Source organism: Candidatus Thiodictyon syntrophicum (genome assembly GCF_002813775.1).
Taxonomy (GTDB): Bacteria; Pseudomonadota; Gammaproteobacteria; order Chromatiales; family Chromatiaceae; genus Thiodictyon; species Thiodictyon syntrophicum.
The window spans coordinates 132,367-159,243 of sequence record NZ_CP020370.1; the positions used below are offsets into that span (position 1 = coordinate 132,367).

Genomic DNA, 26,877 nt, shown 5'->3' on the forward strand with positions numbered 1-26,877 from the left:
CTATGGCGGTGTCGATGATCGCAACTCCTGCCGTCTCCCGGGCGACCGGCCGCCGGCCCCTGGCCCGGTGCTGGTCAAGCGGTCGACGCCGGGGCGCACAACTGCCCGAGCAGGGTGCGCAGTTGTTCCGGTCGGAGCGGTTTCTGGATGGTCGCATCCACCCCCAGTTGTTCGCTCACGGCCAGGACATGGGTCGGGTGGCCCCGCACGATGTCCCCGCTGATGGCGATGATCCGGGTCCCGGGGGCGATCAGGCGCATGCGCGCGATCACCTCGAAGCCGTCCAGGTCCGGCATATAGATGTCCACCAGCAGCAGGGCGGGCGGGTCCGCCGCCATCGCGGTCAGGGCCGCCCGGCCATCGGTAAAGGTCTCGCAGCGATAGCCCCAGGCCGCGATCAGGCGGGCGGTGGCGGCGAGCAGGCGTGGGTCATCGTCGATCAGCACGATGCGGGGATTGATGGTCGCGGGCATGGGGTCGGCCTCCTGAGGGCGCGAGCGGGCCGGATGGATCTCAAAGCAACTCAAGAGGATTTGTCCGCAAATAAGGAATGGTTCGCTAATAAGTTAAACAAGTCCATTTGGGAATGCCTTTGGCGTCGTTGTCGTTGTCGTTGTCGTTGTCGTAATCGGAGAAACGATGCAATTTGGCGTGCGAGAGAATCCGGGGCGCTACGATAAACTCGACAACGACAACGACAACGACAACGACAACGACAACGAGTCGAACTAATCCTGTCAATCCGCTCTGATATCCTGGCTCTTGCTCGATCGCCGGACTGTTATCGAGACGTCCGCTTCGCGGTACCCGTGATCCTAGAAAGAGCAGTCATCCACAGATGAACACAGATGAACACAGATTATTCATTGGCTTACGCTTGGTCTGGGGCTCACCTTGCGGGTGATTGCGACAGTAGCGATAAGCGCATGACAATTTGAAGAACATCTGTGTTCATCTGTGTTCATCTGTGGATTTTAGGGTGATGCGCCGGCGGCTGCGCGCCGCAGCCTGGATCCTCAGGCCGGCAGTCCCACGCGGGCCTCGACCACCGCCGGGCCATAGGCGCGCGTCAGGGCCGCGATGTCCATCGGGCGGCCGAACAGGAAGCCCTGCGCCAGGTCGGCGCCGGTCTCGATCAGAAAGCGGCGCTGCGCCTCGGTCTCCACCCCCTCGGCCACGACCTTGAGCCCCAGGCTGTGGCCCAGCGTCACGATCGCCCGCAGCACCGTTTGGGCCTTGGCGGAATCGAACATCTCCGAGACGAACGACAGGTCGATCTTGAGGGTGTCGAAGGGCAGTTCGGTGAGGGCGCGGATGGACGAATAGCCGGTGCCGAAGTCGTCCATGGAGAGCGAGGCACCGAGCAGGCTGATCCGGGCCGTGAGGTCCCGGGCCGGCGGGGAATCGGCCATGGCGGCGGTTTCGGTCATCTCCACCGCCAGTCGGCAGCAGTCCTGGAGCCCGGCCAGGAGCCCCCGCACCAGGGCGATGGCGCGGTCATGGTCCAGCGCGGCGGCGGACAGGTTGACCGACAGAAATCCGAGCTTAAGCGGCATCAGTTGCGGTTTGAGCCGCAGGACGCCGGCAAAGAGTGATTCGCTCAGCGCCATCAGGAGCCCCGCGGACTCCGCCAGCGGGATGAATGCAGCGGGGCCCAGGACCCGTCCGGAGGGCAGCCGCAGACGGGCCAGGACCTCGGCGCCGCGCAGGCGTCCGTCGCCGGGTTCCACGATCGGCTGGAAGTAGGGTTCGATGCGGTCCTCCCGAATGCAGCGGGCCAGGTCGCCGACCGTCAGTAGCTGCGCCCCGGCGGCCTGCGTGGGCGTCGGCACCGGCACCGGCACCGGCACCGGCACCGCAGGTGCGCTCTCGCACCGGCCCCGCGCGAGCAGGGGCGGCAGGTCGCGCACGATCCGGCCCTTGCTGACCACCCCCAGGACCTCGATCCCGCTGGCCCGGGCGATACGCCGGGCGGTGTCGAGCAGGTCGTCCCCGTGGCCGGAGAGCAGGATGAGGGGCGCCCGGGTCTGCGCCTGGGCGAGCCAGTGGATGATGTCGATACCGTTCTCCTGGCCGAGCTCCAGATCGAGCACGATCAGGTCAGGGGACCGCGCCTGCACATCGGTCTTGAAGCTCGCGGCGGCGGTATGAAACCGTACCGCATGGCCCAGGCGTACGGCGAAGCGCCGTAGGGCAGGCTCCATCCGGGGGTCATCGTCGAGGCAGATCAGGTTCATGGGCGCCAACCGGCGTTCAGCCGTGAAAAAATGGGTCTGGCCTACGCCAGGACAAGCGTGCCCGTGTCACCGGGCGCCGGCGTTGGATCAGGGTCCGGGAGCTTGTTGACTATTGCCCCAGCGGGGCGATTACGCCAGTAAAAAACTGTAAAACCGCAATGACATAGGCGTGGCGGCCCGGGTTTCCGACCAGCGGTCGGGCGCGCCGGGCGGCCGCAACCCAGAAAGAGCAGTTTGGCCGCAAATGAACGCAAAAAGACGCAAATAATCAAAAATCTGGACGGTTCGCCCCGTTCATCGGCCGAAGGCTGCGATGAACATCGCAACGATCTGATTTATTTGCGCTTATTTGCGTTCATTCGCGGCCGATTACTTTTTCTTGATCAAGGCCCGCGCGGCAGCCGCTCCCGGATGCGTGACAACAGGATCTCGGTCACCAGGGGTTTGTACAGAATCACCGTGTCCACCGGCAGCCCGGCGGCCTGGACGCTCTGATGATCGTCGGCGGTCATCAGGATCACCGGCAGGCCCGGGGCCGCCCGGGCGAGGCGCCGGTGCAGTTCGATCCCGTCCATGCGCGGCATGACGATGTCCGACAGCACCAAGTCGCAGGGCGCCCCGCCCTCCAGCAGGGCCAGGGCCGCGGCCCCATCCACCGCCTGGTCGACCTGCAAACCATGGTTCTCCAGGATTCGGCACAGCACCGTGCGGATGCCGGGGTCGTCATCCACCAGCAGGACCCGGGCCGGCGGCGTCGGCAGCGCCTCTGCCGCGGCCGGCCCCGGCGTCGGCGCCGCCGCCGCGGCGGCCACCGGCAGATAGACCAGGAAGCGGCTGCCGCACCCCGGTTTGGTCTCGACCGCTACCCCGCCGCCGCAGCGGTCCGCAAACTCCCGGACCATAAAGAGCCCGAGACCGGTGCCGCGCCCGCTCGACTTGGTCGAGAACAGGGGTTGGAAGATGTGTCCCAGGACCTCCGCCGACATGCCGACCCCGGTATCGGAGACCGCCAACTCCACATAGTCACCCGGCTCCAGGCGCCCCAGGGTCAGCGGCAGGGCGACGGTACGCGTCACGCGCGTGAGACCGATCCCGAGCCTGCCGCGCCCCCCCATGGCGTCCCGGGCATTGATGCACAGGTTGAGCAGGGCGGCCTGCAGCAGGGCCTCGTCCGCCAGGGCGGTGAGCTCGGGGGCGATGTGGGTCGCCACCTCGATCTGCGCCGGCAGGATGCGCGCCAGGGTGCGCACGAAGCGCTCCACCACGGCCGAGACGGGCGTCGGTCCGGTCGCCAGCCGCCGCCCGCGGCTCAGCGACAGCAGGCCGGCGGTGACCATCTGGGCGTGCCGGGCGGCGAGCCGGGTCTCCTCCAGCACCTCGGCCACCTCCGGGGCCTGCCCCCGGGTACTGAGCAGATCCGTCAGATAGTCCAGGTTGATGTCGACCACGCCCAGCAGGTTGTTGAAGTCGTGGGCGACACCGCTCGCCAGGTGGCCGATGATCTCGCGCTGGCGCGACGCCAGCAGTCCGTCCAGGACCGCGCGTTCCCGCAGGCCGGAGGCGATGCCCTGCCCCACGAGTTGAATCACCTGGAGCTTCTCGGGCGTCGCCGCGGCCACCCCCTGGCCGGGGGCGAAGGACAGGGCGCCCAGGTGGGCCAGCCCCTCGGCGTCGGTCCAGCGGATCAGGGCGGCAGCGGCGAAACCGCCGTGGGGGGGCAGGGCGCAGGGCCGCGGGGCCAGCGGTTGCTGGTCCGGCGCGGCCTCGCCGGAGCGCTCCAGGTCGCGGATGCCGGCCTGCTCCGCCGCACCCAGGGCCAGGACCGCGCCGGGCGCCAACACCGGTTCCATCCCGAGCCCCGCCGCCCCGAAGCTGGTGAGCAACCGGTAGCTCGTGCCTTGGATCTCCCCCAGTGCCGCCGCACTCGCCCCCAGGCTGTGACAGGCGAAATCGAGCAGGGCGCGGATCTGTTCGTGGGGCGGGCGGTAGCCGGCCATCAGGTCCGAGAAGCCCTCCAGGTCGGCGTTGTAGCGCCGCAGGGCGCGGGCCGCGGCGTCCCGTTCGGCCTCGACCCCGCGGCGTTCCGCGGCATTGCGCAGGGCGATGGCGGCCAGATTGGCCGCTACCTCCAGCAGGTGCGCCTCGCGCTCGGAGGGGCCGTCCGGGCCGGTAGAGAAGATGGCGAAGACCCCCTGGAACTGGCCCCCGGGGCCGGGGATGGGGTGGCACCAGCAGGCCCGGGGCGCGGCCTGGTCGAGGGCGTGCGGGGCCTCCCCCGAGGTCCCGACGGCGACGCCGTGGGTCGTCCAGTAGGGTCGCCCCGCGGTGGCGTCCTGATCCTGCGCGCCGCGGCCCAGGAGCTCAGCGACGGCCGGGACCTGCGCCGGGTCGACGGCGGGGGCCGCCAGCACCCGCAGCGGCACCGGCCCGCCGCCGGTGGCAAGCATCGAGCAGTGCCCGGGGACCAGCGCGTCCACCAGGCGGCACAGGCGCTGCGCCATGGCCGGCAGGTCCGCCGCGGCATCGAGCAGGACCTCCAGGCCATGCGCCTGGAGGGTCAGGGCGGCGCGCTGGGCCTCCTGGCCCTGCTGCTCTTGCGCCAGTGAAGCGAGCATGCTGTGGAAGGCCACGGCGAGCTGGTTGGTCTCGCGCAGCAGCCCCGGCGGCGGCAGGGGCGGGGGCGCCAGTGCGCGGAACAGGGCGGGGTCGGCCGATTGTTGCGCGAGGTGCAGGATCGGCGCCGCAATGCGTCGACTCAGGTGATAGGCCCCCAGGGCGGCGCCCAGACAGATCACGGCGAGCACCAGGAGTTGCATCCCGATGGTCCGCTGCAGGGCCAGTATTCCGGGCTCGGCGCGCACCATCACCAGCAGCCGTGTCCCCGGGGCCGCCGCCGCCAGCGGCTGGTCCATGAAATACTCGCCCGCCCGCCATTGGGCCAGGCGTATCCGCACCTGCTGCCGCGGCATCCGCAGGTGCAGGTCCCGCTGCAGGTCCAGGACCGTCATGGTCCCCGGGCCGCTCGCTGGGGCGCCGGCCAGGGTGTTGCCCGCCGCGTCCACCACCGCGATGGAGACCCCCAGGGCCGCCGGGACCAGTTGCCGGATGCGGGTGGTCACCTCCTGGAGCCCGGCGTCCGAGAACCGCGCCCCGCCGTCCTCCGGCGGCAGCCCCGGGGTGCGCGCGGGCGCGCCGGCCGCGTCCAGGGCGTCCCGGGCCAGGGCGGCGGAGAGCGCCAGGGTGGACGCGACCCCCGCCTCCATCTGGACGCGCGCCGCGCTGGTCTGGAGTACCGTCAGGGCGAAGGCCGGTACCAGCACCGCCGGCAGCAAGGCGCTGAACAGTACCTCACGCAACGACACGCTGGCGGGCCGCCGCCGCAGCCGATTGGTCAGGATCACCACTGCCCCGGCCAGGGCGGCATTCAGCAGGCCGTTGGTGGAGAGCTTCAGGGCAATCAGTCCGGCCTGCAGCCACGGCATCTGCGCCGGGCCATGCAGCAGCAGCAGGGTCAGGGGGATGCCCAGGAAGAGCCAGAAGAGCCCGTCCGCCAGGGCCAAGGGCGGCGGCTCCCCATGCAGGCGCAGGCGCCGCAGGATCAGCCCCACGGCTCCAGCCTCCACCACGAAGATGAGCAGGCCGTAAGGGTGACCCCAGAGCCACAGGGTATAGAGTCCGCCGATCGCCGCCACCGCCATCCCCGGCAGGACCCCCATCCAGAGCGCCGCCAGCAGGGCGGGGACCGAGCCGAACACGAAGGCGACCCCGAAGAACAGCGGCACACCGAAGAGGTTGCCCGCGAACGCCAGGGCGCACAGGGCCGCGAAAAGGGCCGGCCGGGCGGTGACCGGGTGCAGGGGTGCTGTCCCCGGTGGGGCGGCAGCCTGCGTCAAGGCCGCGGGCGCGACCGCGCGGCCGACGAGCCCGGCCCAGCCCCGGATGGCACTGAATAATCTGGTGATCTTCGCGTCCTGGCTGGTGCACTGCGCGTGCGGGGACGATCAGCGTAATAGCCGCACCGACACCCTGTGAAGTAAAGTTTCTTTAACACTCGGAAACAACAAAATTGGCTCGGAATGATCGCGCTCCTACAGGCAAAATGGGGACGGGCGGTCCGGTTCCGGTGTCGCGGGCGTCGGGGCGCCGCCGCCGCCGGGGGGTGTCCGGCCCGAGCGGCCCTTGCCCCCACCGCGGGACCCGTGGTATTCAATTGCGTGGGTGACGCGGCCCTCAGCGGTATTGGCATTGATTTTATAACGATTATTCAGCAAGGCGCGGCGGCGCCCCGCCCTGGGGCACCGCCGCACCAGCGCCCGCACGACGCCGACTGTCAGGAACGCCCATGACCGAACCAGCGCGCATCATCATCGTTGAGGACGAGGTCCCACTGGCCCGGGCCATCGCCCGCTCACTGGAACTCGACGGCTACCATACCGCGCTGGCGCCGAGCGCGGCCGAATTTCGCCGCATCTACCGCAACGAGGGGGCCGATCTGGTGCTCCTGGACCTCAACCTGGGGGCCGACGACGGGCTGGACCTGGCCCGGGAACTGGCCCAGACCACCGCGGTGGCGGTCATCATCCTCACCGGCCGCGCCGACCCGGACGAGCGCATCCGCGGCCTGGATGCGGGCGCCGACGACTATGTGACCAAGCCCTTCGAGGTCGGCGAACTGCGCGCCCGGGTGCGTGCCGTCCTGCGCCGCCGCCGTCCGGGGCCCAACCCGGAGCTGCGCCTGCGGGTCGGCCCGGTGGTCCTGGATCTTGTCATGCGCGAGGTACGCAGCGACGGCGGCCAGCCGGTGGAACTGACCGAGACCCAGGCCGACATCCTCGCCCAACTGATGCGCCATGTCGGTCGGCCGGTCGGCCGGGGAGACCTGCTGCACCGCGCCAACTGGGGGCCGAACAACCGTTCCGCCGATGTCCATGTCGGCCATATCCGCCGCAAGCTCGAAGAGGCCGGGATCGACGCCCTGGTGATCGCCGCCGCCCGCGGGCGCGGCTACAGCCTCTTCCTCAAGGGCGAGGAGGGCGCGGCACCGGTCCCGGAGGCGGACAGCGCTGAATAGAAACCTGAACCAAGAAAAAGCAGTGTTGAAGGAAATGCGCTTCGCCGGCGAGCGGGTCGCCGCGCCCCACCGCGACGGGCTTGCCGATGAGTTGGCCGCACTCGCCAACAGCCGCGGCGGGGTCTGTGTCCTGGGTGTCGACGATCGCCGCCAGGTCATCGGTATCCCCTTGGAGCGGCTGGATCGTGCGGAGCAGTTTGTCCGTGAACTGTGCCTGGATTCAGTGACGCCGCCGCTCGCCCCGGTGATCGAGCGGCGGCGCCTGCCGACCGCGGCCGGGGAACTGGTGCCGGTATTGAAGGTGGAGGTACCCCGCAGCCTGTTCGTGCACAAGAGCCCCGGCGGTTATCTGCACCGGGTCGGCAGTGCCAAACGGGAGATGGCCCCCGAGTTTCTGGCCCGGCTCTTTCAACAGCGCAGCCAGGTCGGGATGATCCGGTTCGATGAACAGGTCGTGCCGCGCGCGACCCTGGACGATCTCGACGCACCCCTCTGGCAGCGCTTCGTCACCCCGCGGACCAGGGATGACCGTGACAGTCTCTTATTCAAGCTCGCCATGGCGCGCCCGGACGACGCCGGGACCCTGCGCCCGACCGTGGCCGGGGTCCTGATGGGCAGCAGCGACCCGCGCCCCTGGCTGCCCAACGCCTTCATTCAGGCGGTGGCCTATCGCGACACCGCGGCGCGTCCCCGCGGTGACGAGTGGTACCAGATCGATGCCGCCGACCTCGTCGGCCCCCTGGACCGGCAGGTCCTGGCGGCCTGCCAGTTCGTGCGCAAGAACATGCGGGTGGCCGCCAGCAAAGGCGAGGGCCGTCGGGACCTGCCCCAATTCGACCTGACGGCGGTCTTCGAGGCCGTCGTCAACGCGGTGGCCCATCGGGACTATTCGCTCGCCGGGTCGAAGATCCGGCTGCGCCTGTTCGCCGACCGGCTTGAACTGTATTCACCCGGCGGCATCGCCAACACCATGACTATCGCGAGCCTCCCCTACCGCCAGGCCGCGCGCAACGAGGCAATTACGAGCCTGCTGGCGCGCTGCCCGATACCCTCCGCGGAGGCTGGCTTGACGGATCGCAGCGCCATGATGGACCGACGGGGCGAGGGGGTGCAGATCATCCTGGAACGCACCGAGCAGTTGTCCGGGATCACACCCGTTTATCGCCTGATCGACGAGTCGGAGGTGTTGCTGGTGATCTATGCGGCGAGCGGCCGATGAGACGCGCCGGTGCCGCTGGGTTGATGCCGGGGTATGGCGTCATGCCGGTCAAACGGCGAAACGGCCTCCATCGTATCGCGACAGGGCAGGCTAAACCGCCTCGCGCAGATGCATATCCACATGAATGTCCGCGAAGGGACAGAGCACGCCGCCGCGGGCGGTGCGCTCCAACAGACCCAAGTCGGCCAAGGCCGTCACGTCCTCGTGAACGCGCCTGACATCGCGCCCCGCCCGGTGCGCCAGGTCTCGAACCGTTACCTCCCCTGTACCCTGCAAGAGGCGCAAGAGGGCCCACCGCCGTTGCGTCAGTTTTCCGAAGAAGGCCCCCGGCGTCTCGAAGTTGAGCGACTCCCCTTGATAGGTCTCGGCACTGAAGGCTTGACGCGCCAGGGTCCGCAGGGCGCCTTGCCAATCGGCATCGACCGTGATGGTCAGTGTCCGCTTTTCCACTTTTCCACCTCCCGGATGAAATCGTCAATCAATCGGTCAACATCGACAAACACATAGGGGGCCTCCTGATGACCCAGATGCATGTGGTCGCCCTTGCCGCGCTCGTTGTCGAAACCAACGGCACGTTCGCCGTTTACCACATAGACCAGCCGGTACTTGTAGCCGTGCCCCGACGGCGGCACCGGTGCCGGTACGCGCCAGACCACCATTTCGATCCCGTTCCCCGCATCGGAAACGTTACGGAAACGGGTGATCAGTTCAGCTTTCATGTTGGGGAGGTTGCCAACCCAGGCGGCCGTTGTCAACTCTCTCGAACGCTGTTCCGGGGCGGGAGCGTGCACCGACGACCACGGGGTACCCGACCGGCCTGCTAATGCATCCAACCGGCACCTTGCCGCGCCTTCGCCTGAGGCGCAGCGATGCGCTGGGAGTCATGCAGCCATTCACCAACGGTTCTCTGGATGCCGGACCAACCGCATTGCTTGACGAGCTTGGCGCCTTGGCGTGAGCAATTGCCGGATTCGGATTCAGGACGGCGGCGCGGCGCGGAAGGCGTCCATCGGGTGGTACATCCAGTGCTTGCCGTCCGGCAGCGGGGCGTGCCAGCCGAGCCAGCGCCAGGCGTCGCGGCTCCAGTGGACCCAGCGGCGGTTGGGGCCGTCGGGGTCGTGTCATCTGAAACGGTTATGCCAACCGGCACACCTCGGTGAGCCCCCCGCAGAATTCGTCGACCGACTGATACCGTTCGCTAGGCTCCAAAGCCACAGCGCGGCACAAGACCTTCTTGACCCTCGCGGGCACCGCCAAACGCTTGATGAATGCCTCGGTGTTGCGTAGAACCTCGTTGCCGGGTAGGTCCTTGCCGTGAAAGGCGAAAACGGCGGTCATTCCCAGTGAATACACATCGGCGCGCGCGTCCACATCCTGCGGACGCTGCATCATCTCCGGTGCCGCGTAGACATAGGTACCCATCATGCCGGACTCGGTACCGCCGGTGGTATCGGCGGCCCATACTAAATCGAAGTCTGTGAGCTTTGGCGCCCCTCCCGCGTCGAGCACGATGTTTGCGGGCTTGATGTCCCGATGAATCAACCGGCGTCCATGGGCGAAGGTCAGGGCACGGCCTACACTCAGGATCAAGTCCGCGGCGCGATCCGGACTCACAACACCGCTAAGGACGGCCTGGCGAAGGTCCCCGCCGGGCAGATATTCCATGACGAAGAAGTAGTGCCCCTCCTCTCCGCGGCCGGAGTCGAGGACCTGAACTATACCCGGGTGGTGTAGCCCCCCCATCTTGCGAGCACCGCGGAAAAATCGCTCCACCCGGCTCTTATCGTCACCGTGATGACCATGCAGCACCTTGATTGCGGTCCAGCGCTCCAAACGGTGGTCGTACGACTTGAAGATGGTAGCGAATCCTCCCTTACCGAGTGTGTCGACCAGCTCGTAACGGCCATCGAGCAGGTCATCACCGACGCGCAACAAGCCACCTGCGCGCAAGTGACGCTTCAATTCGACGATTTGCTCATCTACCCCACTGGTATCCTTCCCCTCCCGAGCAAGTTGTTGTTTTCGGACGCGGGCGGCGGCTAGGACGTCCGAGAGTGATTGGCTCTGCGGGTCTGGGCACCGGCTCTTGGAAACAGCGACCGCCCCGGCCCGCTCGGAAGGTGCGGGCACGGCCGGAGCCGACGCCAGAACTGTGACCGGTCCGAGCGGCGCCTTGACGGCCTCGGGCTGAGCGGTCAACAGACGATAGAGCCGTTCGTAGCCCGAGTCCCGGCTGTCGAGCCCCCGGACGCGGCAGAATGTCCAGCCGCGGACCATGACCGGGATCGACTCTTCGGGCTCGTCGTCAAGTAACACCGGCACGAAGCGCCGGTTTTCCTTAGCGCCATAGATCTCGTCGTCGATCAACGCCCCTTCCCAGAACACGCCTCTGCCGGTCCGCGGATCGACACGTCCATCTAGACGGTCACGGTAGAGCCGCGAGCAGATCATCAACACCCAGTCCGAGCGTTCGGGCCGCAACTGCTCCAGACACCACCTGGGCCAGTCGACGAGTTCGTGCTGGTGAAATTGATCAAGCTCGACGTCGATGCCCTGTGCGCGAAGGGCCTGGGCGAGCGCCAGCACCCGCTGCGAGTGCGAATCTGAGAATTGTGCATAGCTCATGAAAATCCGGCGCCTCCCCATCGACTCGAGCGTCCCCGCCAACCCGATGTACGCGGTTCGTTCATTGTCGTGCAGGAACTCTACCTGGGCGGGGTCCGCAGACAGGCGCTCGGAATCTGCTTCGCCTCCAAGTCCGACGCCGCTCCGGTCCAGCGCCTGCAAGTCAACACGCACAACCTCACGTCTTCCGTCCGCTGGACGCGGTTCCAGCCCCGGGATACGGAAGCCGGTTAGCTCGATGCCGGGCATACCATGTGCGAGCGCATGGAGATCGTACGCCAGAGCCAGCTCGCTCACCTTGGGCCGGTACTCGGCGAGAATACGCCTCAGCCCGGCCAGACAGGCGCCGGTGTCCCGGCCGGCGATGAGTCCGCCCAGGAAATCCAGAGTCTCATAGTTTGGCCGCGGGAGTGCCCAGTCATCCAGCCGATCATCAACCAGTGCCCGGTGCAGTGCACGGGCCAGGAAGAACTCCTGGATGGAGGTATGGGCGAAGCGGAACCGGTCCTCGCCCTCCCGGACCAGGAAGGTCGCGTTGCGCAGGTCCTCTTCCAAGACCTCCATACCGCCGTCGCGGGCGAGATAGGACTGGTACTCGACCTCCCGCCAACCGGGCTCGGTGCGGATCTGCGCGACCAGCCAGTCGTTGAGTGTCTGGTAGCCGAGGTGCTTCTCCCCGCCGGCCCAGAGGCGCAGCGCCAAGCGCTCCATGAGGAGCAGCTTGTGGTCGCGGTTGAGTCGGTGCTTGGGGTCGTCGCGGCGCGTCCACTGACCGACCAGGCCCTCGTAGAGGTCGGCAATCGAGACCCGGCGTCCCTCGCGCCGGATCTGCTCCAGCTCGTCCACCTGGTCCTGGATCAGGCGCAGGTTGTAGGGGCGGCTGCCCAGCTCTTTGAGGTCGTGCACCTGGTCCAATATGGCGATGACTCGCTCGGCCTGGGCCGGGTCGGCGGCGAAGACCTGGCGGAAGTAGGTCTCGACCTGGCGTGCGTCGAAGGGCAGGAGGGTGGCCCAGAGGTAATCGGCGCGGCCGATCGGTACCCGCTGCTGGCCGCTCAGAGCGTTGACCTGGTCCTGTACGGTCTGGAAGAAGTGGCTGCGGCAGGTCATCAGCAGGCGCCCGACGCCGGGCGGGCGACGCCAGGTTTGGACCTGCTCTGGAGTTAGACCGGGCGGTGGCTTCCAGATCATGGGGGGCAGGACGGACCAGAGCCGCTCGATGAAGAGCCGACACTGCTCCGGGGTGAGTCGATTCATCACCTCGCTGAGTCCGTCGCAGAGGATGAGCCCCCCGCCCTGCTGGGCCAGGCGGGCGATGTCCGCGGCGCTCGGGCGGAGTTCATCGACGCCCAGGTCATAGGCGGCGGCAACGATGTGCTCCAGCATGTCCGCGAGCGGCGGGGCGCCCCTGGACCAGTCCCACTCCATCGTGTTGACGGCGCGCAGATCGAGGTAGACCGGGAGCGGCAGGGACTCGCCTGCATCCCGGCCCCTGAGCAGGTCGCGGGTGAGGCGTTGGCACAGGGTGGTCTTGCCCATGCCGAGTTCGCCGAAGACGGCACACAGGACGCTCGCTTGCGGGTCGGCGAGCCAGTCACGCAGGAGTTCGATGGCGACCCGGCCCGCGGGCGCCCCGGGGACCTCGGTGTGCTGGTGGACATAGTGGCCGTCCGGGAGGTCGCCGAAGCGCTCCCAGTCCGGGCGGCGGAGCCGGGCGAAGGGGTCGGGCGCGCGCTCGGGACGGCGGATGGCTGCGAGCAGCCAGGCGGCGGCATCGCGGACCCACTGCTTGCGGCCGGAACCGCTGCGAGCGGTCCACGGGTCGGCGCCTTGGGTGGCGAAAATCGGCAGGCCGGCGAGCGGCGTGCCACGGCATTGGTCGTCCGTGACCGTACCCAGGGCCAGGATCAGCAGGGGGCGGTCCGTCTCCAGCGCGAGGCCGCGGTTCTTGAGGTCGTCGATGAGCGCCGGGCTCGCCAGGACCAGGACGAAGCGGGCGTCGCGTAGCCAGGCGCGGCGGGTAGCCTCGATCGGATCGCCGGCGTCGGGTCTGTGCCAGTCACGGGCGGGCCAGGAGCAGTCGCGGGACCCAAGCTCCGTGGCGAGTGCCTGGTGGAGCGCCGTGGCGTCCTTCTCGTCGCGCTGGGCATAGAGGAGCAGATAGAAGGGCTCGACCGTCTCGGCACGGACGGCGACATATTGCTCTGCCTCGGTCCGGGGCAGGCCCAGGGTGGCGCCCTCGGCGGAGCGGGCGAGACGGATCTGCGCGTCGTCCGGGATGGCGGCACCGGGCCATGAATCGGCGGGTTCGGGGGTCTGGGGCATCGGCAGGTCCTCGCCTGGTGCGGTGGATGCGGGGCGGTTCAGGGCGTGTCCTGGGGCCAGATCCGCCGCAGCTTGGTGAGCATGGCCGCCACGAGTTGGTCGGCGAAGGCGTCGGCGGTGTGGCCGCGGGTCTCGGTGAAGGCGCGCCGCTCACGGTCGCGGAACAGCTGGAGTTGATCGAGCCCGGCCAGGTCAGCGCTGCCGTCGAGCGGGATGGGCTTGAGCATCACCGGAACCAGGGGCTTGCGGATGCGGGTCTCGGCCTCGCTGCCGGCGCCGCCGCCGGGATTGCTGATCCGCTCGATGAAGGTCGGCAGTTCCTCGCGGCGGATGAAGCCGCTGGCGAGGAAGCTCGGGGATAGGAGCAGGAGGCCGAAGTCGCAGCCCGCGAGTACGGCGCCGATGGCGTCGGTCCAGCGCTCGCCGACGGCGATCCGGTCATCGATCCAGTGACGGAAGCGGTAGCCGCGGGCGATGGCGAGTCGGGGCGCCAGCAGGTCGAGCAGCCGGCCGGTCGGGGCTTGGTCGGCATGTGCATAGCTGACAAAATAGGTCAGTTCAACGGTCACGGCGGGCCTCCGCGGCTGGTTAGGGCCGGAGTATACCCGCCGCGGCCGGCGTAGGGTCCGCTGTGCGGACCAAGAACCCGAAGGTTGGCGCAGCCGCCGGAATCAGGAGTGATCGGCCTGCGGGCCACGGGCGCCTGCGCGGTCGCGTCGCGGCTGAAGCCGCTCCCACCGGGTCCCGGCCGGACTTTTGCTCGTTCCCACTTCGAGATGGTCCTGCTGGCCAACCGGTCCGGCATCGGCCGGACAGCATTGCTGGAGTAACCCCAGTTCAAGGGGCGCTTCCCGCGACGCCGGCGCGAGGTCCCTGGGCCGCCTGCCTCTGGCATCTAATGGCGTTCGTACCACCGGATCAATTCAAACGGATGCCCGCCTTGGAGGCGGTAGACCTGGAAATCGGTTTCATCGACAGTCAGGATGCTTCTCTGGCCGCTTTGACTCGCCAGCCAGACCAGCGCCGCATCCGCGAAATCAATATCTTGATCGGCGTATTTCCGGATGTAGGCCGCCAGGTCCGGGTAGCTGCTCACCGGGATGTCCGTGACGGCTAATCCTCCCTGCGCGATCTAAGTCAATAGAGCGGCTTTTCCAGGTGCGTCCAGAAAGAAGCAGGTTTCCACGATCACCGGCGCTGCCGTTTGCAGGGGCGACTGGTTCTGTTGCAGATAAGCGACGGCGGCATGGTGCAGGTTGTCGCCGCGAATGTAGAGCGCGACCAGAAAGCCGGTATCAACGAGTAACGGGGTCACGAAATCGCTCCCGCAGGATCTGACGGCTATTTTTCGCGATATCGCCGGAATGGGTCTGATCCGCGCCAAATCCTTCTTTGCCGAGGGCATAGGGTGTGAGCGAGGGGGGGGCGCTCAACAGCTGCTGAAGTGCCCGCTGGATCGCTTGATCTTCGGTGATACCGTGTGCCCGGCAAAAAGCCGCCAGCCGCTCTTCAAGAATCGCTGGCAAGTGGATGGAAAGGCTCATATCGCAGTCTCACTGGCGTTCTTTGGTTGATCGGGCAGCCGGCGATGGGTCCCGCCGTCCGGCCGTGTGCAGGCGACCTGCTTGAAACACGAATTCCGGAGTCCGTCGTGTCTTCTGCACGGCAACCGGGAATCGCCTCCGCGAAAGCATGTTGGTCGATGGCCGTGGCGTTCTGCCCAGGTTCGCGCCCCCACGGGATCATGATCAAGGCCGCCGACAGGACTTACGCCACGATCCTGAACTCGGTTGTCTTTGCTACTGGACGCACATGATTCTGCCGATCACGATTGCTTTCATCGCCGCTTGATCTGAGATCAGGGCCAGGGCCGCGGCGCCGTTGTCCGCGATTTCCACGCTCAGCCCCAGCTTGCGCAACATGCCGCAGGCGACCTTTTGGTTGACCAGGTTGTCCTGTCTCGGGCTCGGCCGCAGCGGATGCCGCGAGCGGGCGGATCCAGTGTTCCAGCAGCAGTCCATCGACGCGATTGTAATGCCGCAGGTTGCCCATCACCACTGTTGCACCAAAGGCGATGGCCGCGATCATCAGGTCGGCATCGGCGACGGTGATCGCGGCATGGCGCAGACGTGCCTTCTGGCTACCGGCCTTCGTGATTCAACCAGTTCTCGACCACCAGCCCCGGCACGCGGCGGAACTCGTCCTCGTTGGCGGTGACCAGGATCAGGCCGTGTGCAAGGGCGTGGGCCGCGATGAGCAGGTCGTTGGTGCCGATCGGCGTGCCCGCGCGTTCGAGCGCCGCTCGGATCTCGCCGTAGCGGCGATCCGCGGGCTCGTCGAAGGGCAGGATGTCCAGGGCCGTCAGCACGGTCTTCAGTTGGGCGGTCAACCGCTGCGAGCCCTTCTTCGCCGCGCCGAAACGCAACTCCGCGGCGACGACGATGCTGGTGCAGACCCGTTCCTCGCCGCGCGCGGCGATGCAGTCGCGGATGCTCCCCGCGGGCCGACGCACGAGATCGGAGACGATGTTGGTGTCGAGCAGATACGCGGGCTTCGGCATGGCGGGAAACCGCTAGAGATCGACCGGCTCCGGCGCCGGGTCCTGGATGTCGGGGAAGGTGTCGTCGATGGGGTCGAGGGTTGCCAGCACCGCGAGCAGTCTCGGCGGGGGCACTGGCTCGATGATGAGGCGGTCGCCTTCCTTGTGGATCAGGGCTTCCTTGCCGGGCAGTTCAAAGTCCCGCGGGATGCGAATCGCTTGATTGCTGCCATTGATGAAGAGGGTAGCGCGGCGGGATGCGTGCATGGGGAGTGATCGAGTGGGCATAGGTTGCGGCATAGGTTAGCACAGGGCGCACGACGCGAGGCGATACGGGGGCCTCGGATCGACACCGCCCGAGCCCCGACGTGAAAAGCAGTCCAGCGGCCTCGTCGATATGCTGTCCGTCGTGTCGTCTGCACGGCAACCGGGATCGTCTTCGCGAAAGCATGTTGGTCGATGGCCGTGGGGTTCTGCCCAGGTTCGTGCCCTCACGGGATCATGATCGAGGCCGCCGACAGGACTTACGCCACGATCCTGAACTCGGTTGTCTTTGCCACTGGACGCACATGATTCTTTTCCCGCCTCATCTCCACCAGACCGTAGTTCGACATCGTTCTCAGCGTTCGCGAAAGATTGCCGGGCTTGCGTCCGGTGAGTTCCGCCAAGGATGAGATCGATTGTGGCTTTGCCTCCTGGATCACCTTTAGAAGGGCACGGTTCTCGTCGCTCAGAACTTCGGCCAGGGAGCGCATCGAGGTAAACCAGATCTTTGGTTCTGAAGGCTTGGGCTTGTACTCGCCGCGCGCGATGGACAAGACGCGCTCGCGAATTCGCTCCTGCGACATGATGCCGATTACGATTGCTTTCATCGCTGCTTTATCTCCTTTAGCACTCGATCGACCTCCCCGAAGAAGTCGGCCAGTAGTTGGTGTGCATCCTGGAATTCGTAAGGTATTCCTTGGTCACTGACATGCCTGTGTTTGTGATCGTAGACCAGCCGTCGGCCGGCGAACTTGAACTTCTTGGGCAGCTTGATCATATGGGCGTTGTCGTAGCCAAGAATGCGCTTGCCATGCGGTTCATGGAGTGTCAGTGAGTAACGTATGCCATGCGGCACTTCCTCGGAGGCCGCGGCCAGCCACGCCTCGATCTTGATCCAATAACCTTCGCCCTGATCAATAATCTGGCCGTGTAAGTCGATGAGAGTGCGAATTCCAGGGTCTTCACGCATTGTTCAGTGTATCAGCCGTTGATAAAGCTTGCCACCCCCCGCGACGAGTTTGTTGTGTCAGCGATCCACCCCAGATAGCGAAACGCTCGGGGCGGGACGCCCCGGCTCCTTTCGCCCCTCACTGCCCCGCCCGCACCCACTGATCCAGCACCCGATGCAACTCCGCCAGGCGCACCGGCTTGGAGAGATAGTCATCCATCCCGGCCTCAAGACACAGGTCGCGGTCGCCGGACATGGCGTTGGCGGTCATGGCGATCACCGGCAGGCGCGGCCCCCCGGCTTGGCGCTCGCGCTCGCGCAGGGCGCGGGTGGCCGCGAAGCCATCCATCACCGGCATCTGCACGTCCATCAGCACCAGGTCGTAGGGCCCGGCGGCGATGCGCTCCAGGGCCGCGGCGCCGTTGTCCGCGACCTCCACGGTCAGCCCCAGTTTGCGCAACATGCCGCAGGCGACCTTTTGATTAACCAGATTGTCCTCCGCCAGCAGGACCCGGCCGGTGAGCTGGGGCGCGGTGGGTTCGGGCCGCGGGGGGGGCGGCTCCGGGGTGCGCCCGTGGACCAGTTGGAACAGGGCGTCGCGCAGCAGCGCGAGGCGCACCGGCTTGTTCAGGGCGAGGTCGATCCCCGGCAGGTCCGCCGCGGCGGGTTGACCGGCGGAACTCAGGAGCACCAGCCGGGTGGGGGCGATGAGCGGGTCCGCCCGGATGGCGCGGGCCAGCGCCAGGCCGTCCATGTCCGGCATCTGCATGTCCAGGATGGCGACCGCGAAGGGCTGCCCGGCGGCGGCGGCCCGGCGCAGACGCTCCAGGGCCTCGGCGGGGCGGGTGACGCAGGTGTAGTGCACGCCCCAGCCGCGCAGGTAGTGGCCGAGGATCTCCAGGTTGGTCAGGTGGTCGTCCACCGCCAACATATGCAGCCCGTCGAGCCCGTTCGGCGACGGCGCCGCGCCCGCGTCCGACTGGGGCAGGAAGGGGATGCTGATCAGGAAGCGCGACCCCTCGCCCAGGGTGCTCTGGACCTCGAGCGTGCCCCCCATCAGCTCGATCAGGTTCTTGCTGATGGTCAGACCGAGCCCGGAACCGCCGAAGCGGCGGGTGGTGGAGCCGTCGGCCTGCACGAAGGGGCTGAAGAGCCGCGCGCGCTGCTCCGCCGACATACCGATGCCGGTGTCGTTGACGGCGAAGCACAGGGTCAGGTGCCCCGGGGTCGCCGGCCCTTCGCTCACATGCAGCAGCACCTCCCCCTGCTGGGTGAACTTGACCGCGTTGCCCAGGATGTTGGTGAGCACCTGGCGCAGGCGCGTCGGGTCCCCCAGGACCCGGGTCTTGACCTGGGGCTCCACGAAGCAGGCCAATTCGAGTTCCCGGGTCTGGGCGCTGGCGCTGAAGAGCGCCGCCACGTCCTCCGCCAGGAGGCGGGCGTCGAAGGGGATGGCCTCCAGGTCCAGCTTGCCGGCCTCGATCTTGGAGAAGTCCAGGATGTCGTTGATGACCGTGAGCAGCCCCTCGGCGGAGTTGCGGGCGATCTCCACATAGCCGCGCTGGACGGTGTCCAGGTGCGATTGGCCGAGCATCTCCAGCATCCCCAGGACGCCGTTCATGGGGGTGCGGATCTCGTGGCTCATGTTGGCGACGAACTGGCTCTTGGCCAGGCTGGCGGACTCCGCCACCTCTTTCGCATGGATCAGGGCCTGCTGGGCACTGCGCCGCTCCTCGACCTCGAGCGCCAGTTGGTCATTCAGATCGGCGATCTGGTGCTTCTCCCGGGTCAGGTCGGCCACGAGATCCAGATTGGCATGGCCCAGTTCCAGGGAGCGGCGCAGGGTCTCGTGGTAGCGGCCGGCATTGATCCACATGAAGAACCCGAAGAGGATCAACATGAACAGGAAGGTATAGGCGAGCTGATTGTCCAGGACCGCCAGGTGCACGCCGAAGGGGAGCAAGGCCGTGAGGAGGTAGGCGCGGTAGGCCAGGAGATGGTGGCTCAGGGTCGGGATGGCGCCGGCCACCATGCCGGAGAGCACGAACCCCAGAAAGACCTGATAGGACAGGTCCCGACCGGGCAGGAGCAGGGTGGCGAGCCCCCAGGCCATCCCGGTGGCGGCGGCGCCCAGGGTGAAGCGCCGGGTCCAGGCGGCGTCCGCGGCCGCGGCGCGGTCGCGGCGAAAGCGCCTCAGCAGCAGGGCGCGGGCGGCCAGGATCAGCAGCAACGAGGCGAACCAGGTCCAGACCGCGAGCGGCTCGGCGACAAAGCCCATGGCCGCGGTCACCAGGGCGGCGTTGACGGCCGTGAGGACGAGCCCCGGCGGGGCCTGCTCGAACAGCAGACGGGTCAGGTCCGCCTGGACCTGCCGCTCCTGGTCCGCGCCCAGGGTCGGGGACCTGGTCGGCGCGCTATGGTCGATGGGCTTACGCATGGCTGAGGTCCGGGGGCTCCCGCAGGGGGCGGCGGTGGACGATGGTCGCACGACCCGGAGCGCGCGCCCGTTCCCAATCGGCGCGGACTTAGGTCCAGGCCCATTATGTCCCAAGGGTGCGCGTGGTGTCTGCCGACCCGGCCGCGGGTCGCCACGACCGGCTCGCCGGGCCGCTCCAGACCAAGGGGGAGCACTGAGGGAATTCGGGACTTGAAGGGCGTAGCTCGTCCGCCATCCCGGCCGCCGACAGGCGCAGGCAGATGCGGCACGCTCAAGCCCAGTCCCTGGCCCGCAAGGATCTGGCGGGCGACTGTGGATATCGCCAGGTTCCCGCGGGTCGTGCGCGCAGACGCGTCGCGATCAAGCGCCCCGCACCTGGCATGCACGAATTTCTCCCGCGGCTTTAGTGCATAGGTTACCGTGAAAGTCTGGCGGGGGTCTTGTGGGAGCGGCTTCAGCAGCGCGTAGGGGTATCGGCTCAAACCACGCCGCTGGATAAAGGTAATCTTCGCCTGAACGCGGTGTTTGGCGTACTAGCCAGATTCGGTCCAGCTCCAGATCCCCCCGCCTCCAAGCGCCCGATCTCCCGGCCCTGCCCTTGGCGTCGGCGCCCTCTTCCCATCCAGTTCCCCAAGAGCCTAGCCCAGGCCCGTCAACCCGTCAACCTACGCGGATAAAATCTCTCTCGATCGGGGGCCGCCACCGGCAGAACGCGCGACGAACCAACCACGCAGGAGCCCGCTGACCGCTGGCGGTACGCGGCGCCGAATCGCGCAGGGCCTCAGCGTGGGCCGCAATCGTTGTGTTAGCCACGACCGGTTCCGGAGGTTTCGGCAGAGGACCGAGCCTGTATCATCGCCGCTTGTGTCTACTCTTCGACCCTCAAGAATCCACATGACCCCCGACGAGATTTTCCAGGCACTCGCCACCGCCGGCCCCGGCCGCTTCCCCCGTGCGGCACTGATCGAGGCCGTTGAGCAGCGCCAGGCGATCACACCCTTGCTGCTCGGCGAGCTGCGCCGACAACTCGACGCCGGGTTCGCGCCGGCCCTCGCGACCAAGGACTATTGGCGTCACCACTTCGCGATCTACCTGCTGGCCTATTTCCGCGAGCCGGCGGCCTATCCGCTATTCGTGCAGATGGGTACCTTGCCGGGTGAGACCTTGTTCGACGTTATCGGAGATACGGTGACCGAGAACTACGGGCGCCAACTGGCCGCGGTATGCCACGGCGACACGCGCGGCATCGAGCGCCTGATCGAAGACCCCGCGCTCAACGAGTACGTCCGAACCGCGGCCATCCGTGCGCTGGAACTCCTCTTTGCCATCGGGGAACTGGATCGTGATGGGCTGCGGGAGCGCCTGGGCCGATTTGCGAGGCCCTGGCTGGACGCGGCGGAGGCTGGGAAGCGGCCTTCCGACGCGACCGCTTGGGTCTGGGCCACCCTGGTCTGGCTTGCGGCCGACATCGACGCGCAGGAACTGGTCCCAATGATCCGCCGGGCCTTCGAGCTTCAGCTAGTGGACCCCTGGCTTGCCGGGGGTGCGGAGCGCTTCGAGGCTGCCATGGTGGAGCACAGGGACCGCCCGGAGCCTTACAAGCCATCGCCCGGAGTCAGGCTGCCCGGACACCCGGTGGACGAGTTGGGGCATTGGTATTGCTTTCAGACCCCAGAGCAGCGTAAGCCTATCGATCCCAAGCGGCGGCCGGTCGTTCGCCAGGTGCCGACGCCGGCGCGGGCGGCCCCGAAGGTGGGCCGCAACGAGCCTTGTCCTTGCGGCAGCGGCAAGAAATACAAGAAATGCTGCGGGGGCTGAGAGGCCTGCAATCGTCCAAGTCGCCGGTGTCCGCGGCAGCGTGGCGGATCGCCCTGCGGGCATCCACCCTGCGGACCGACAGCCCTTAAGTTAAGGCGCACTCGCCGACCACGTCGCCTTTGCCTGGAGTCCAAGGCTTCAGCCTTGGCGCGCTCCAAGGCTGAAGCCTTGGACTTCATGGGCTTGGGCTGCGGCGCTTAACTTAACGGCAGTGACCCGAAGGTCCTGCTCCGGACCAAGGGGGAGCACCGAGGAAACCGCGAAATTCAACGCCGCCGCGATCACGGCGGGCGGCGCAGCCAAAGGACGATGGGGCCACAGACGCCTGGCCTGCGGTGCGTGCACCCTGTTCGACGAACATCATCCTTGATATTTCGGCCTCGATCACCGAAGGATCGCCTCGGCCGTCAGCGCGATGCGCCCGGTGAGGCGTGCCAGGGCCCGCTCCACGTTGGTCCAGGCGGTGTTCTGGGTCAGCGCGGCACCGACCATGACCTCGAAGGGGGTCTGCGCCGGCCACCACCCCTGGGCGCCATAGGCGGCCTCCAGGGCCGCGTAGACCGCACGGCAGCGCTCGGGATTCACGGTCCTGGGATGCCCTGTTCGGTCATGACCGCGCCGCTATTTGTTCTTGTTGGTCACGCGCATGACCCGCTCGACATCTTCGTCCTCGGTGATGGCGCCGTCCTTATTGACATCCCAGAACCGGCAGCCAGTATGTAGTGTGGGATGCCGACCAGGCGCACAACCCCCTACCAGGTGCCGAGCGCCGCGCAGAAGACCAGGGTCGGCAGCCAAATGCGGGCGGGTGGTGCCATCATTGGCGAAGCGCCGCGCCCATTTGCTCCAGCGTGGCGTTTTCCCGGTCGACGACACGGAAACGTGGCCGCTTTTTTTCCGAGGATGTTGTCGCGGCGGCTGGGGGCGGCCACCAACCTATTACCCGTCTTGCGCGAAAAGCCCCGTCGTTCAGGGCGGGGATGGATAGCGCCGGACGGTGGACCCGTCCGACTGCCATTTAGGTTGGAGTCTGTTGCTGTTCGATGTACTGGCGCACGATAGAAATCGGTGCGCCCCCACAGGAGGCGGCGAAGTAGGAGGGCGACCAGAGGACGCCCTTCCAGTAGCGCCGCTGGATGTCCGGGCGCTCTTGGCGTAGCAAGCGGCTGGACACGCCCTTGAGGCTGTTCACCAGGGCGGACACCGCCACCTTGGGCGGGTACTCGACCATCCCAAGCCCTGCAACAGACCCTCAAAGACCTGGAGCGGGCCTATACCAACTTCTTCTCCAAGCGCGCCGACTTCCCACGGTTCAAGAAAAAGGGTCGGTCCGGCGACAGCTTCCGCTACCCCCAGGGCTACAAGCTCGACCAGGGTTGGTTCGAGTTCCGTCGGCAACTGGACTACAAGACGGCGTGGAGCGGCGGGCACCTGGTCGCGGTGCCCCCACAGAACACCAGCCGGACCTGTCCGTGCTGCGGGCATATCGCCAAGGAGAACCGGCAGACTCAAGCCCGGTTCGCGTGCGTGGAATGCGGTTTCGAGGAAAACGCCGATTTGGTCGGCGCGATCAATGTTCTAAGGGCGGGACACGCCCGGTTAGCCTGCGGAGATGCTTCGCTCGTTGGAGCGTCGGCCCAGGAACCCGCCGAAGCGACTATTCGCGAGCAAGCTTTGCGCGTAGCGCCGTAGGAATCGCCGTCCTTCAGGTCGGCGAGGATGTCAAAAAACAGCGTATTCTCAATGTGGCGTAGGGATCATCGCAGCGTCCCCCACGGGCAGGGACGGAAGGATATCGAGCAGTGCCTCGACTACCCGAGGATCGAACTGTGTGCCCGCGTTGCCGATGAACTCGTGGCGCACGAAGTCGAGTGATTGGGCGCTGCGATAGGTACGGTGCGAGGTCATCGCGTCTAAGCTGTCGGCCGCTTGGATGATGCGGGCGTCCAGTGAGATCTCCGTACTCTCCAGCCCATCGGGGTAACCGCGGCCGTCGAACCGCTCGTGATGCTGCCGCACCGCCGGCAGGACGTCGGCGAGGAATTGCAGCGGCGCGAGAATCGCTTCGCCGTCCGCCGGATGCCGACGGAGTAGGGAGACTTCCGCGGCGTCGAGCGGTCCGGGTTTACGCAACACTGCGTCCGGGACGCCGATCTTGCCGATGTCGTGGAGCCGTCCGGCGATGCGTATCCGTTCCTCGTCTGCGGGTCCCAGGCCAAGTGCCCGGGCCAGCCGTTCTGCCGTCTCCGAAACGCGACGGGAGTGATTGGCGGTATAGCGGTCTTTCTTGTCGACCGCCTCCGCCAGCGCGGTTATGGTTTCGAGATTGATTTTCCTCAGGTAGCTGGGATCCAGGTCGCTGCCGATGACGAAACGGAACACCTGACCGCCGAAGGCTACCAGATCCCCGTGGGCCAGGCGCTCGTTCTCGACGCGCGTGCCGTTCAGGAAAGTGCCGTTCGCGCTCCCCAGGTCCTGCACATAGTAGCGGTTGTACACAACCAGCAACTTAGCATGTTGGCGCGACACCGTCCGGTCAGGAACAAATAAATTCATCCCCTGGTCACGCCCGACGGTGCACTGCGGTGCATCCAGGGCGAACGGCTCGCGGTTGCCCGCCAGCGAGATCAAATGTGCCGTGTGTTTCGGGTCCTTGAGGCTGTCGATCGGCGGTAAAGGCGCAAAATGGGTCGTGTCGTCGTTGGAAGCCATGGTCTTGCTCGGCCTGCACCAGTGCGGGTGACGGGACTCGCGGAGCCGCAAGCCTTCCTTTCCGGTGTGGGGATAGGAAATCCAACTGCTCGGGCACGGCGGCTGGGTTCAGGGCGGGGATCAGGGGAAACGTAGCATCGAAGGAGGGTGCTCTGCAAGGGTACAGTGCGAGCCGACGGGGCTCGGCGGGGAGCAAACCGCTGTGTGGGAGGGCGCCGGGCGGGCTTGCCGCGTGGCTTGGCGCTGCTTTCCGGGGGTTTCACGCCATCCCCCGACCGCCTGCCTCAGCCATCATCCGCGTTGCCCGATCCTGGCCGGGCACCTTCCGCGCGGCTAAGATCGGGGCCATATCCGGTCTCGGGCGCTTGAATTTCCTATCCGTATCCGTCGGAGCGAAGGACCCCGCTTGGTAAGGCAGTCGTGGGCAAAACGCAATAGGTGCAATGTTATGGTCGCATTCGCGGCACTCTTGTTCGATGTCGATGGGACCCTGGCCGATACCGAGCGCGACGGTCACCGGCCAGCCTTCAACGCCGCCTTCGCCGAGGCCGGCCTGGATTGGGACTGGGATGTGGACCTGTACGGCCAACTGCTGGCCGTCACCGGCGGCAAGGAGCGCATGCGCTACTACCTGGAGCGCTGGCGCCCGGACTGGCGCGGTCCGGCCGATCTCGATGGCTTCATCGCCGGGCCGCATCCCGCTGCGCCCCGGGGTCTTGCGGCTGCTGCGCGAGGCGAGAGCCGCCGGGGTCCGGCTGGGAATCGCCACGACGACCACCCCGGAGAACGTCACCGCCCTCCTGGCGAACTGCGGTGAGCCCGGGGTCGGCGACTGGTTCGAGGTGATTGCCGCCGGCGATGTGGTCCCGCAAAAGGTCCCAATGATCCGCCGAGCCTTTGAACTCCACCTGGTGGACCCCTGCATGGAATCGCTCAGGCGCTTCGGGTCCCGGCGGTGGGCGCCCGGTGGTCATAAGGCGGTGCGCTCTGGAGCCGCGGGTCGTCCACCGGGGTCCCGACCGTGAAGTGATAGAGCGATTGCCAACGGGTGTCGCTGATCCCCAGCAACTGGTGCATGGCGTCGTCGAAGAAGCAGCCGATGCCGGTGCCGCGCACGCCGGCCGCCTCCGCCTCCAGGTAGAGGACCTGCCCGAGCAGTCCGCACTCCCAGAAGAGTTCCCGGTAGCACCAGGGACCCGCCGCGAGCGCGCCGTCGAAGTCCGCCAGCATCCCCACCGCGAAGGCGCTGTCGGCGGCGATCTCCTGATGACAGGCGAGCTGGCGCGCCGCCGCCCGAGCGTCGCCCAGGGTCAGGGCGAAGAGGGGCAACTGGGCGGGGGCGCCGGGCACCGGGTCCCAGCGCCAGTCTTTATGCAGGCCCGCGCGCAACGCCGGGAGGGCCGCGGTGTCGCGCGCCAGCAAATAGAGTCCGGGGGCGATGTCCGTGACCCGGTGGACGAAGAGCGCCAGGTGGACTCGCGGCCGCCCGCCCCAGGCGTCCAGGGGCGGCACCCCGGGGCGCGGCAGCAGTGCGTCCAGGATGGCGAACCAGCGCCCCGCCGACAGGGGGGTGGTGCCGTCGAAGGCCTGGGCGCTGCGCCGTTGGCGGATCAGGTCGGCGGCGCTCAGTGGACTGGGATTGGGACCCTGCGGCGGCCACTGCGCAGACGCTTCCCGGGCTGATCCGCCGCCCGGCTGCACCCCGGTAGGGCGCTCGCAGGCGGCGGCGACGGTCGCAATGCCGGGCCAGGGGCGCGGGTCGTCACTGAGCCGGTTCGCCCGGCCGGCGAAGGTCCGCCCGGTCGCGGCCAGGCGGGCGAGGTCGCCGGCCGCCGGTGCCTGGGGGCCGACCCAGAGGGCCAGGTCCGGCGCCTCCCCCTGGCCCGGGTCGAAATCGCCGGGCCGGTCGAGCCCCAACCGGTGGGCCAGCTCCGCGTCGCCCCAGGGCAGCACGCCCACCCGCCAGCCCAGCACGGCGGCGGCATAGGCCAGCGCGCCCAGCGCGTGGCCCAGGTCGAGTTGGCAGTAGCGATAGGCGCGTAGGCCGTATTTCCAGGCCTCCCGCCACTGGATGCTGGTCAGCGCCAGGACCAGGGGCGTGTCGAGTGATGCCGGCGGGTGCGCCTGCACGTCGTGCGCCCGGTGTTCCAGCCGGTGGTCGCGGCTGACATAGTGCCAGACCCCGCCCGGCAGCCCCGGCCGCGGGTCGGTAATCAGATAGCACTCGGTGGGGTGCAGATTGCCGCTGGAGGGGTTGCAGCGCAGGGCCCAGCGGGCCTCGCCGACGGACTTCCAGGCCGCCAGGCCCAATGCCAGTTCCAGGAGCACCCCCAGGTGTGCCAGGTCCACCGGCGCCGGTGCCGGCCGCGCGCCCGCGCGCACCCGGTCAAAAGAGAGTGTCTGGGCATCCGCCCCCAGCGGCAGGTCGATGGATCGGGTCCCCGCGAAGACGCGGAAGGGGTCCGGCTGATTGGCCCAGTCCAGGCCGCCCGGTCCCGGGGCATAGCGCTCGGGCTGGTGCTTACTCGCGCGGTGATAGGCGTGGACGAGTTCCAGGTCGGTGGCGGTCATGGGGGCCTCGGGGTTGGTCCGGTCCGCTCGGGCCCGTCGGATCAGGTCGGCCTCGCGGCCCTGGTGGTCCGATCCGATGGTCGCGGCGATGGACGGCGGCGGCTCCAACG

Annotated in this window: 22 protein-coding genes and 3 pseudogenes; 5 read left to right on the plus strand and 20 right to left on the minus strand. The window is 67.6% G+C overall.

The window, feature by feature from the left end; all coding sequences use genetic code 11:
- Positions 1-74 precede the first annotated feature (74 nt).
- The 3 genes from THSYN_RS00565 to THSYN_RS00580 form a co-directional block, all read right to left on the minus strand.
- Entirely contained in the window at positions 75-473 is a 399-nt protein-coding gene (locus THSYN_RS00565) for a response regulator (RefSeq protein ID WP_157817375.1), read from the minus strand.
- Between the two features lie 543 nt (positions 474-1,016).
- On the minus strand, positions 1,017-2,237 hold the full coding sequence (locus THSYN_RS00575; RefSeq protein WP_100917419.1) for an EAL domain-containing response regulator: 1,221 nt from the start codon (positions 2,235-2,237) through the stop codon (positions 1,017-1,019).
- Between the two features lie 383 nt (positions 2,238-2,620).
- Positions 2,621-6,130 (minus strand): response regulator, encoded by a 3,510-nt coding sequence (locus THSYN_RS00580; protein ID WP_100917420.1) that lies wholly within the window; start codon positions 6,128-6,130, stop codon positions 2,621-2,623.
- 449 nt (positions 6,131-6,579) lie between these two features.
- On the opposite strand from THSYN_RS00580, the gene THSYN_RS00585 reads away from it, so the two are divergent.
- On the plus strand, positions 6,580-7,308 hold the full coding sequence (locus THSYN_RS00585; RefSeq protein ID WP_100917421.1) for a response regulator transcription factor: 729 nt from the start codon (positions 6,580-6,582) through the stop codon (positions 7,306-7,308).
- A gap of 22 nt (positions 7,309-7,330) precedes the next feature.
- Complete coding sequence (locus THSYN_RS00590; protein ID WP_236848759.1) at positions 7,331-8,527, plus strand: ATP-binding protein; 1,197 nt, start codon at positions 7,331-7,333, stop codon at positions 8,525-8,527.
- A 90-nt stretch (positions 8,528-8,617) separates the two neighbouring features.
- On the opposite strand, the gene THSYN_RS00595 is transcribed toward THSYN_RS00590, so the two are convergent.
- The 13 genes from THSYN_RS00595 to THSYN_RS00650 form a co-directional block, all read right to left on the minus strand.
- Positions 8,618-8,977 (minus strand): HVO_A0114 family putative DNA-binding protein, encoded by a 360-nt coding sequence (locus THSYN_RS00595; protein WP_100917423.1) that lies wholly within the window; start codon positions 8,975-8,977, stop codon positions 8,618-8,620.
- Positions 8,959-9,246 carry a toxin-antitoxin system TumE family protein gene (locus THSYN_RS00600; RefSeq protein ID WP_100917424.1) on the minus strand — a complete coding sequence of 96 codons (288 nt, stop codon included), beginning with the start codon at positions 9,244-9,246 and terminating at the stop codon, positions 8,959-8,961. The genes THSYN_RS00595 and THSYN_RS00600 overlap by 19 nt, the downstream gene beginning before the upstream one ends.
- 415 nt (positions 9,247-9,661) lie before the next feature.
- Positions 9,662-13,477, minus strand: a complete 3,816-nt coding sequence (locus THSYN_RS00605; RefSeq protein WP_100917425.1) for a protein kinase domain-containing protein — start codon at positions 13,475-13,477, stop codon at positions 9,662-9,664.
- 38 nt (positions 13,478-13,515) lie between these two features.
- Positions 13,516-14,046 (minus strand): toll/interleukin-1 receptor domain-containing protein, encoded by a 531-nt coding sequence (locus tag THSYN_RS00610; RefSeq protein ID WP_157817376.1) that lies wholly within the window; start codon positions 14,044-14,046, stop codon positions 13,516-13,518.
- Positions 14,047-14,372: 326 nt separating this feature from the next.
- Positions 14,373-14,573, minus strand: coding sequence for a PIN domain-containing protein (locus tag THSYN_RS00615; RefSeq protein ID WP_100917427.1), 201 nt, complete (start codon positions 14,571-14,573; stop codon positions 14,373-14,375).
- 36 nt (positions 14,574-14,609) lie between these two features.
- Positions 14,610-14,792, minus strand: a complete 183-nt coding sequence (locus THSYN_RS33290) for a PIN domain-containing protein (RefSeq protein WP_157817377.1) — start codon at positions 14,790-14,792, stop codon at positions 14,610-14,612.
- The gene (locus tag THSYN_RS33295; protein ID WP_157817378.1) at positions 14,773-15,021 is read right to left on the minus strand and encodes a hypothetical protein; all 249 of its coding nucleotides are present in this window, start codon (positions 15,019-15,021) and stop codon (positions 14,773-14,775) included. Before THSYN_RS33295 ends, THSYN_RS33290 begins: the two co-directional genes overlap by 20 nt.
- Before the next feature lie 223 nt (positions 15,022-15,244).
- A complete protein-coding gene (locus THSYN_RS00625; RefSeq protein ID WP_157817379.1) occupies positions 15,245-15,565 on the minus strand; it encodes a PIN domain-containing protein in 321 nt (106 codons plus the stop codon).
- 52 nt (positions 15,566-15,617) lie between these two features.
- Positions 15,618-16,037 carry a type II toxin-antitoxin system VapC family toxin gene (locus tag THSYN_RS00630; RefSeq protein ID WP_100917430.1) on the minus strand — a complete coding sequence of 140 codons (420 nt, stop codon included), beginning with the start codon at positions 16,035-16,037 and terminating at the stop codon, positions 15,618-15,620.
- Between the two features lie 12 nt (positions 16,038-16,049).
- Positions 16,050-16,283, minus strand: coding sequence for an antitoxin (locus THSYN_RS00635; RefSeq protein ID WP_100917431.1), 234 nt, complete (start codon positions 16,281-16,283; stop codon positions 16,050-16,052).
- A 257-nt stretch (positions 16,284-16,540) separates the two neighbouring features.
- Positions 16,541-16,888 carry an HVO_A0114 family putative DNA-binding protein gene (locus tag THSYN_RS00640; RefSeq protein WP_100917432.1) on the minus strand — a complete coding sequence of 116 codons (348 nt, stop codon included), beginning with the start codon at positions 16,886-16,888 and terminating at the stop codon, positions 16,541-16,543.
- The gene (locus THSYN_RS00645; RefSeq protein WP_100917433.1) at positions 16,885-17,250 is read right to left on the minus strand and encodes a toxin-antitoxin system TumE family protein; all 366 of its coding nucleotides are present in this window, start codon (positions 17,248-17,250) and stop codon (positions 16,885-16,887) included. Before THSYN_RS00645 ends, THSYN_RS00640 begins: the two co-directional genes overlap by 4 nt.
- 118 nt (positions 17,251-17,368) lie before the next feature.
- A complete protein-coding gene (locus THSYN_RS00650; RefSeq protein WP_100917434.1) occupies positions 17,369-19,666 on the minus strand; it encodes a response regulator in 2,298 nt (765 codons plus the stop codon).
- Between the two features lie 894 nt (positions 19,667-20,560).
- On the opposite strand from THSYN_RS00650, the gene THSYN_RS00655 reads away from it, so the two are divergent.
- A complete protein-coding gene (locus THSYN_RS00655; RefSeq protein ID WP_100917435.1) occupies positions 20,561-21,484 on the plus strand; it encodes a DUF1186 domain-containing protein in 924 nt (307 codons plus the stop codon).
- A gap of 405 nt (positions 21,485-21,889) precedes the next feature.
- Here THSYN_RS00655 and THSYN_RS00660 read toward each other — a convergent pair.
- Positions 21,890-22,069: pseudogene (locus tag THSYN_RS00660) on the minus strand (endonuclease); the annotation flags it as partial.
- Positions 22,070-22,502: 433 nt separating this feature from the next.
- Positions 22,503-22,715, minus strand: a pseudogene (gene tnpA / locus THSYN_RS00665) (IS200/IS605 family transposase); the annotation flags it as partial.
- Between the two features lie 200 nt (positions 22,716-22,915).
- Between tnpA and THSYN_RS35580 the strand changes: the two are divergent.
- On the plus strand, positions 22,916-23,176 hold the full coding sequence (locus THSYN_RS35580) for a transposase (protein ID WP_236849002.1): 261 nt from the start codon (positions 22,916-22,918) through the stop codon (positions 23,174-23,176).
- 48 nt (positions 23,177-23,224) lie between these two features.
- On the opposite strand, the gene THSYN_RS00675 is transcribed toward THSYN_RS35580, so the two are convergent.
- The gene (locus tag THSYN_RS00675) at positions 23,225-24,196 is read right to left on the minus strand and encodes an HD domain-containing phosphohydrolase (protein ID WP_100917436.1); all 972 of its coding nucleotides are present in this window, start codon (positions 24,194-24,196) and stop codon (positions 23,225-23,227) included.
- Between the two features lie 448 nt (positions 24,197-24,644).
- Between THSYN_RS00675 and THSYN_RS00680 the strand changes: the two are divergent.
- Positions 24,645-25,077, plus strand: a pseudogene (locus THSYN_RS00680) (HAD family hydrolase); the annotation flags it as partial.
- A 52-nt stretch (positions 25,078-25,129) separates the two neighbouring features.
- On the opposite strand, the gene THSYN_RS00685 reads toward THSYN_RS00680, so the two are convergent.
- Positions 25,130-26,767, minus strand: coding sequence for a SagB/ThcOx family dehydrogenase (locus THSYN_RS00685; RefSeq protein WP_100922248.1), 1,638 nt, complete (start codon positions 26,765-26,767; stop codon positions 25,130-25,132).
- Between the last annotated feature and the right edge of the window lie 110 nt (positions 26,768-26,877).

Coding starts and splice junctions, on each gene's coding strand:
- THSYN_RS00635 (WP_100917431.1), bottom strand. CDS start 16,283: ATGCACGCATCCCGCCGCGCTACCCTCTTCATCAATGGCAGCAATCAA.
- THSYN_RS00605 (WP_100917425.1), bottom strand. CDS start 13,477: ATGCCCCAGACCCCCGAACCCGCCGATTCATGGCCCGGTGCCGCCATC.
- THSYN_RS00645 (WP_100917433.1), bottom strand. CDS start 17,250: ATGCGTGAAGACCCTGGAATTCGCACTCTCATCGACTTACACGGCCAG.
- THSYN_RS00600 (WP_100917424.1), bottom strand. CDS start 9,246: ATGAAAGCTGAACTGATCACCCGTTTCCGTAACGTTTCCGATGCGGGG.
- THSYN_RS33295 (WP_157817378.1), bottom strand. CDS start 15,021: ATGAGCCTTTCCATCCACTTGCCAGCGATTCTTGAAGAGCGGCTGGCG.
- THSYN_RS00575 (WP_100917419.1), bottom strand. CDS start 2,237: ATGAACCTGATCTGCCTCGACGATGACCCCCGGATGGAGCCTGCCCTA.
- THSYN_RS00630 (WP_100917430.1), bottom strand. CDS start 16,037: ATGCCGAAGCCCGCGTATCTGCTCGACACCAACATCGTCTCCGATCTC.
- THSYN_RS00675 (WP_100917436.1), bottom strand. CDS start 24,196: ATGGCTTCCAACGACGACACGACCCATTTTGCGCCTTTACCGCCGATC.
- THSYN_RS00685 (WP_100922248.1), bottom strand. CDS start 26,767: ATGACCGCCACCGACCTGGAACTCGTCCACGCCTATCACCGCGCGAGT.
- THSYN_RS00625 (WP_157817379.1), bottom strand. CDS start 15,565: ATGATCGCGGCCATCGCCTTTGGTGCAACAGTGGTGATGGGCAACCTG.
- THSYN_RS00650 (WP_100917434.1), bottom strand. CDS start 19,666: ATGCGTAAGCCCATCGACCATAGCGCGCCGACCAGGTCCCCGACCCTG.
- THSYN_RS00565 (WP_157817375.1), bottom strand. CDS start 473: ATGCCCGCGACCATCAATCCCCGCATCGTGCTGATCGACGATGACCCA.
- THSYN_RS00655 (WP_100917435.1), top strand. CDS start 20,561: ATGACCCCCGACGAGATTTTCCAGGCACTCGCCACCGCCGGCCCCGGC.
- THSYN_RS00585 (WP_100917421.1), top strand. CDS start 6,580: ATGACCGAACCAGCGCGCATCATCATCGTTGAGGACGAGGTCCCACTG.
- THSYN_RS00640 (WP_100917432.1), bottom strand. CDS start 16,888: ATGAAAGCAATCGTAATCGGCATCATGTCGCAGGAGCGAATTCGCGAG.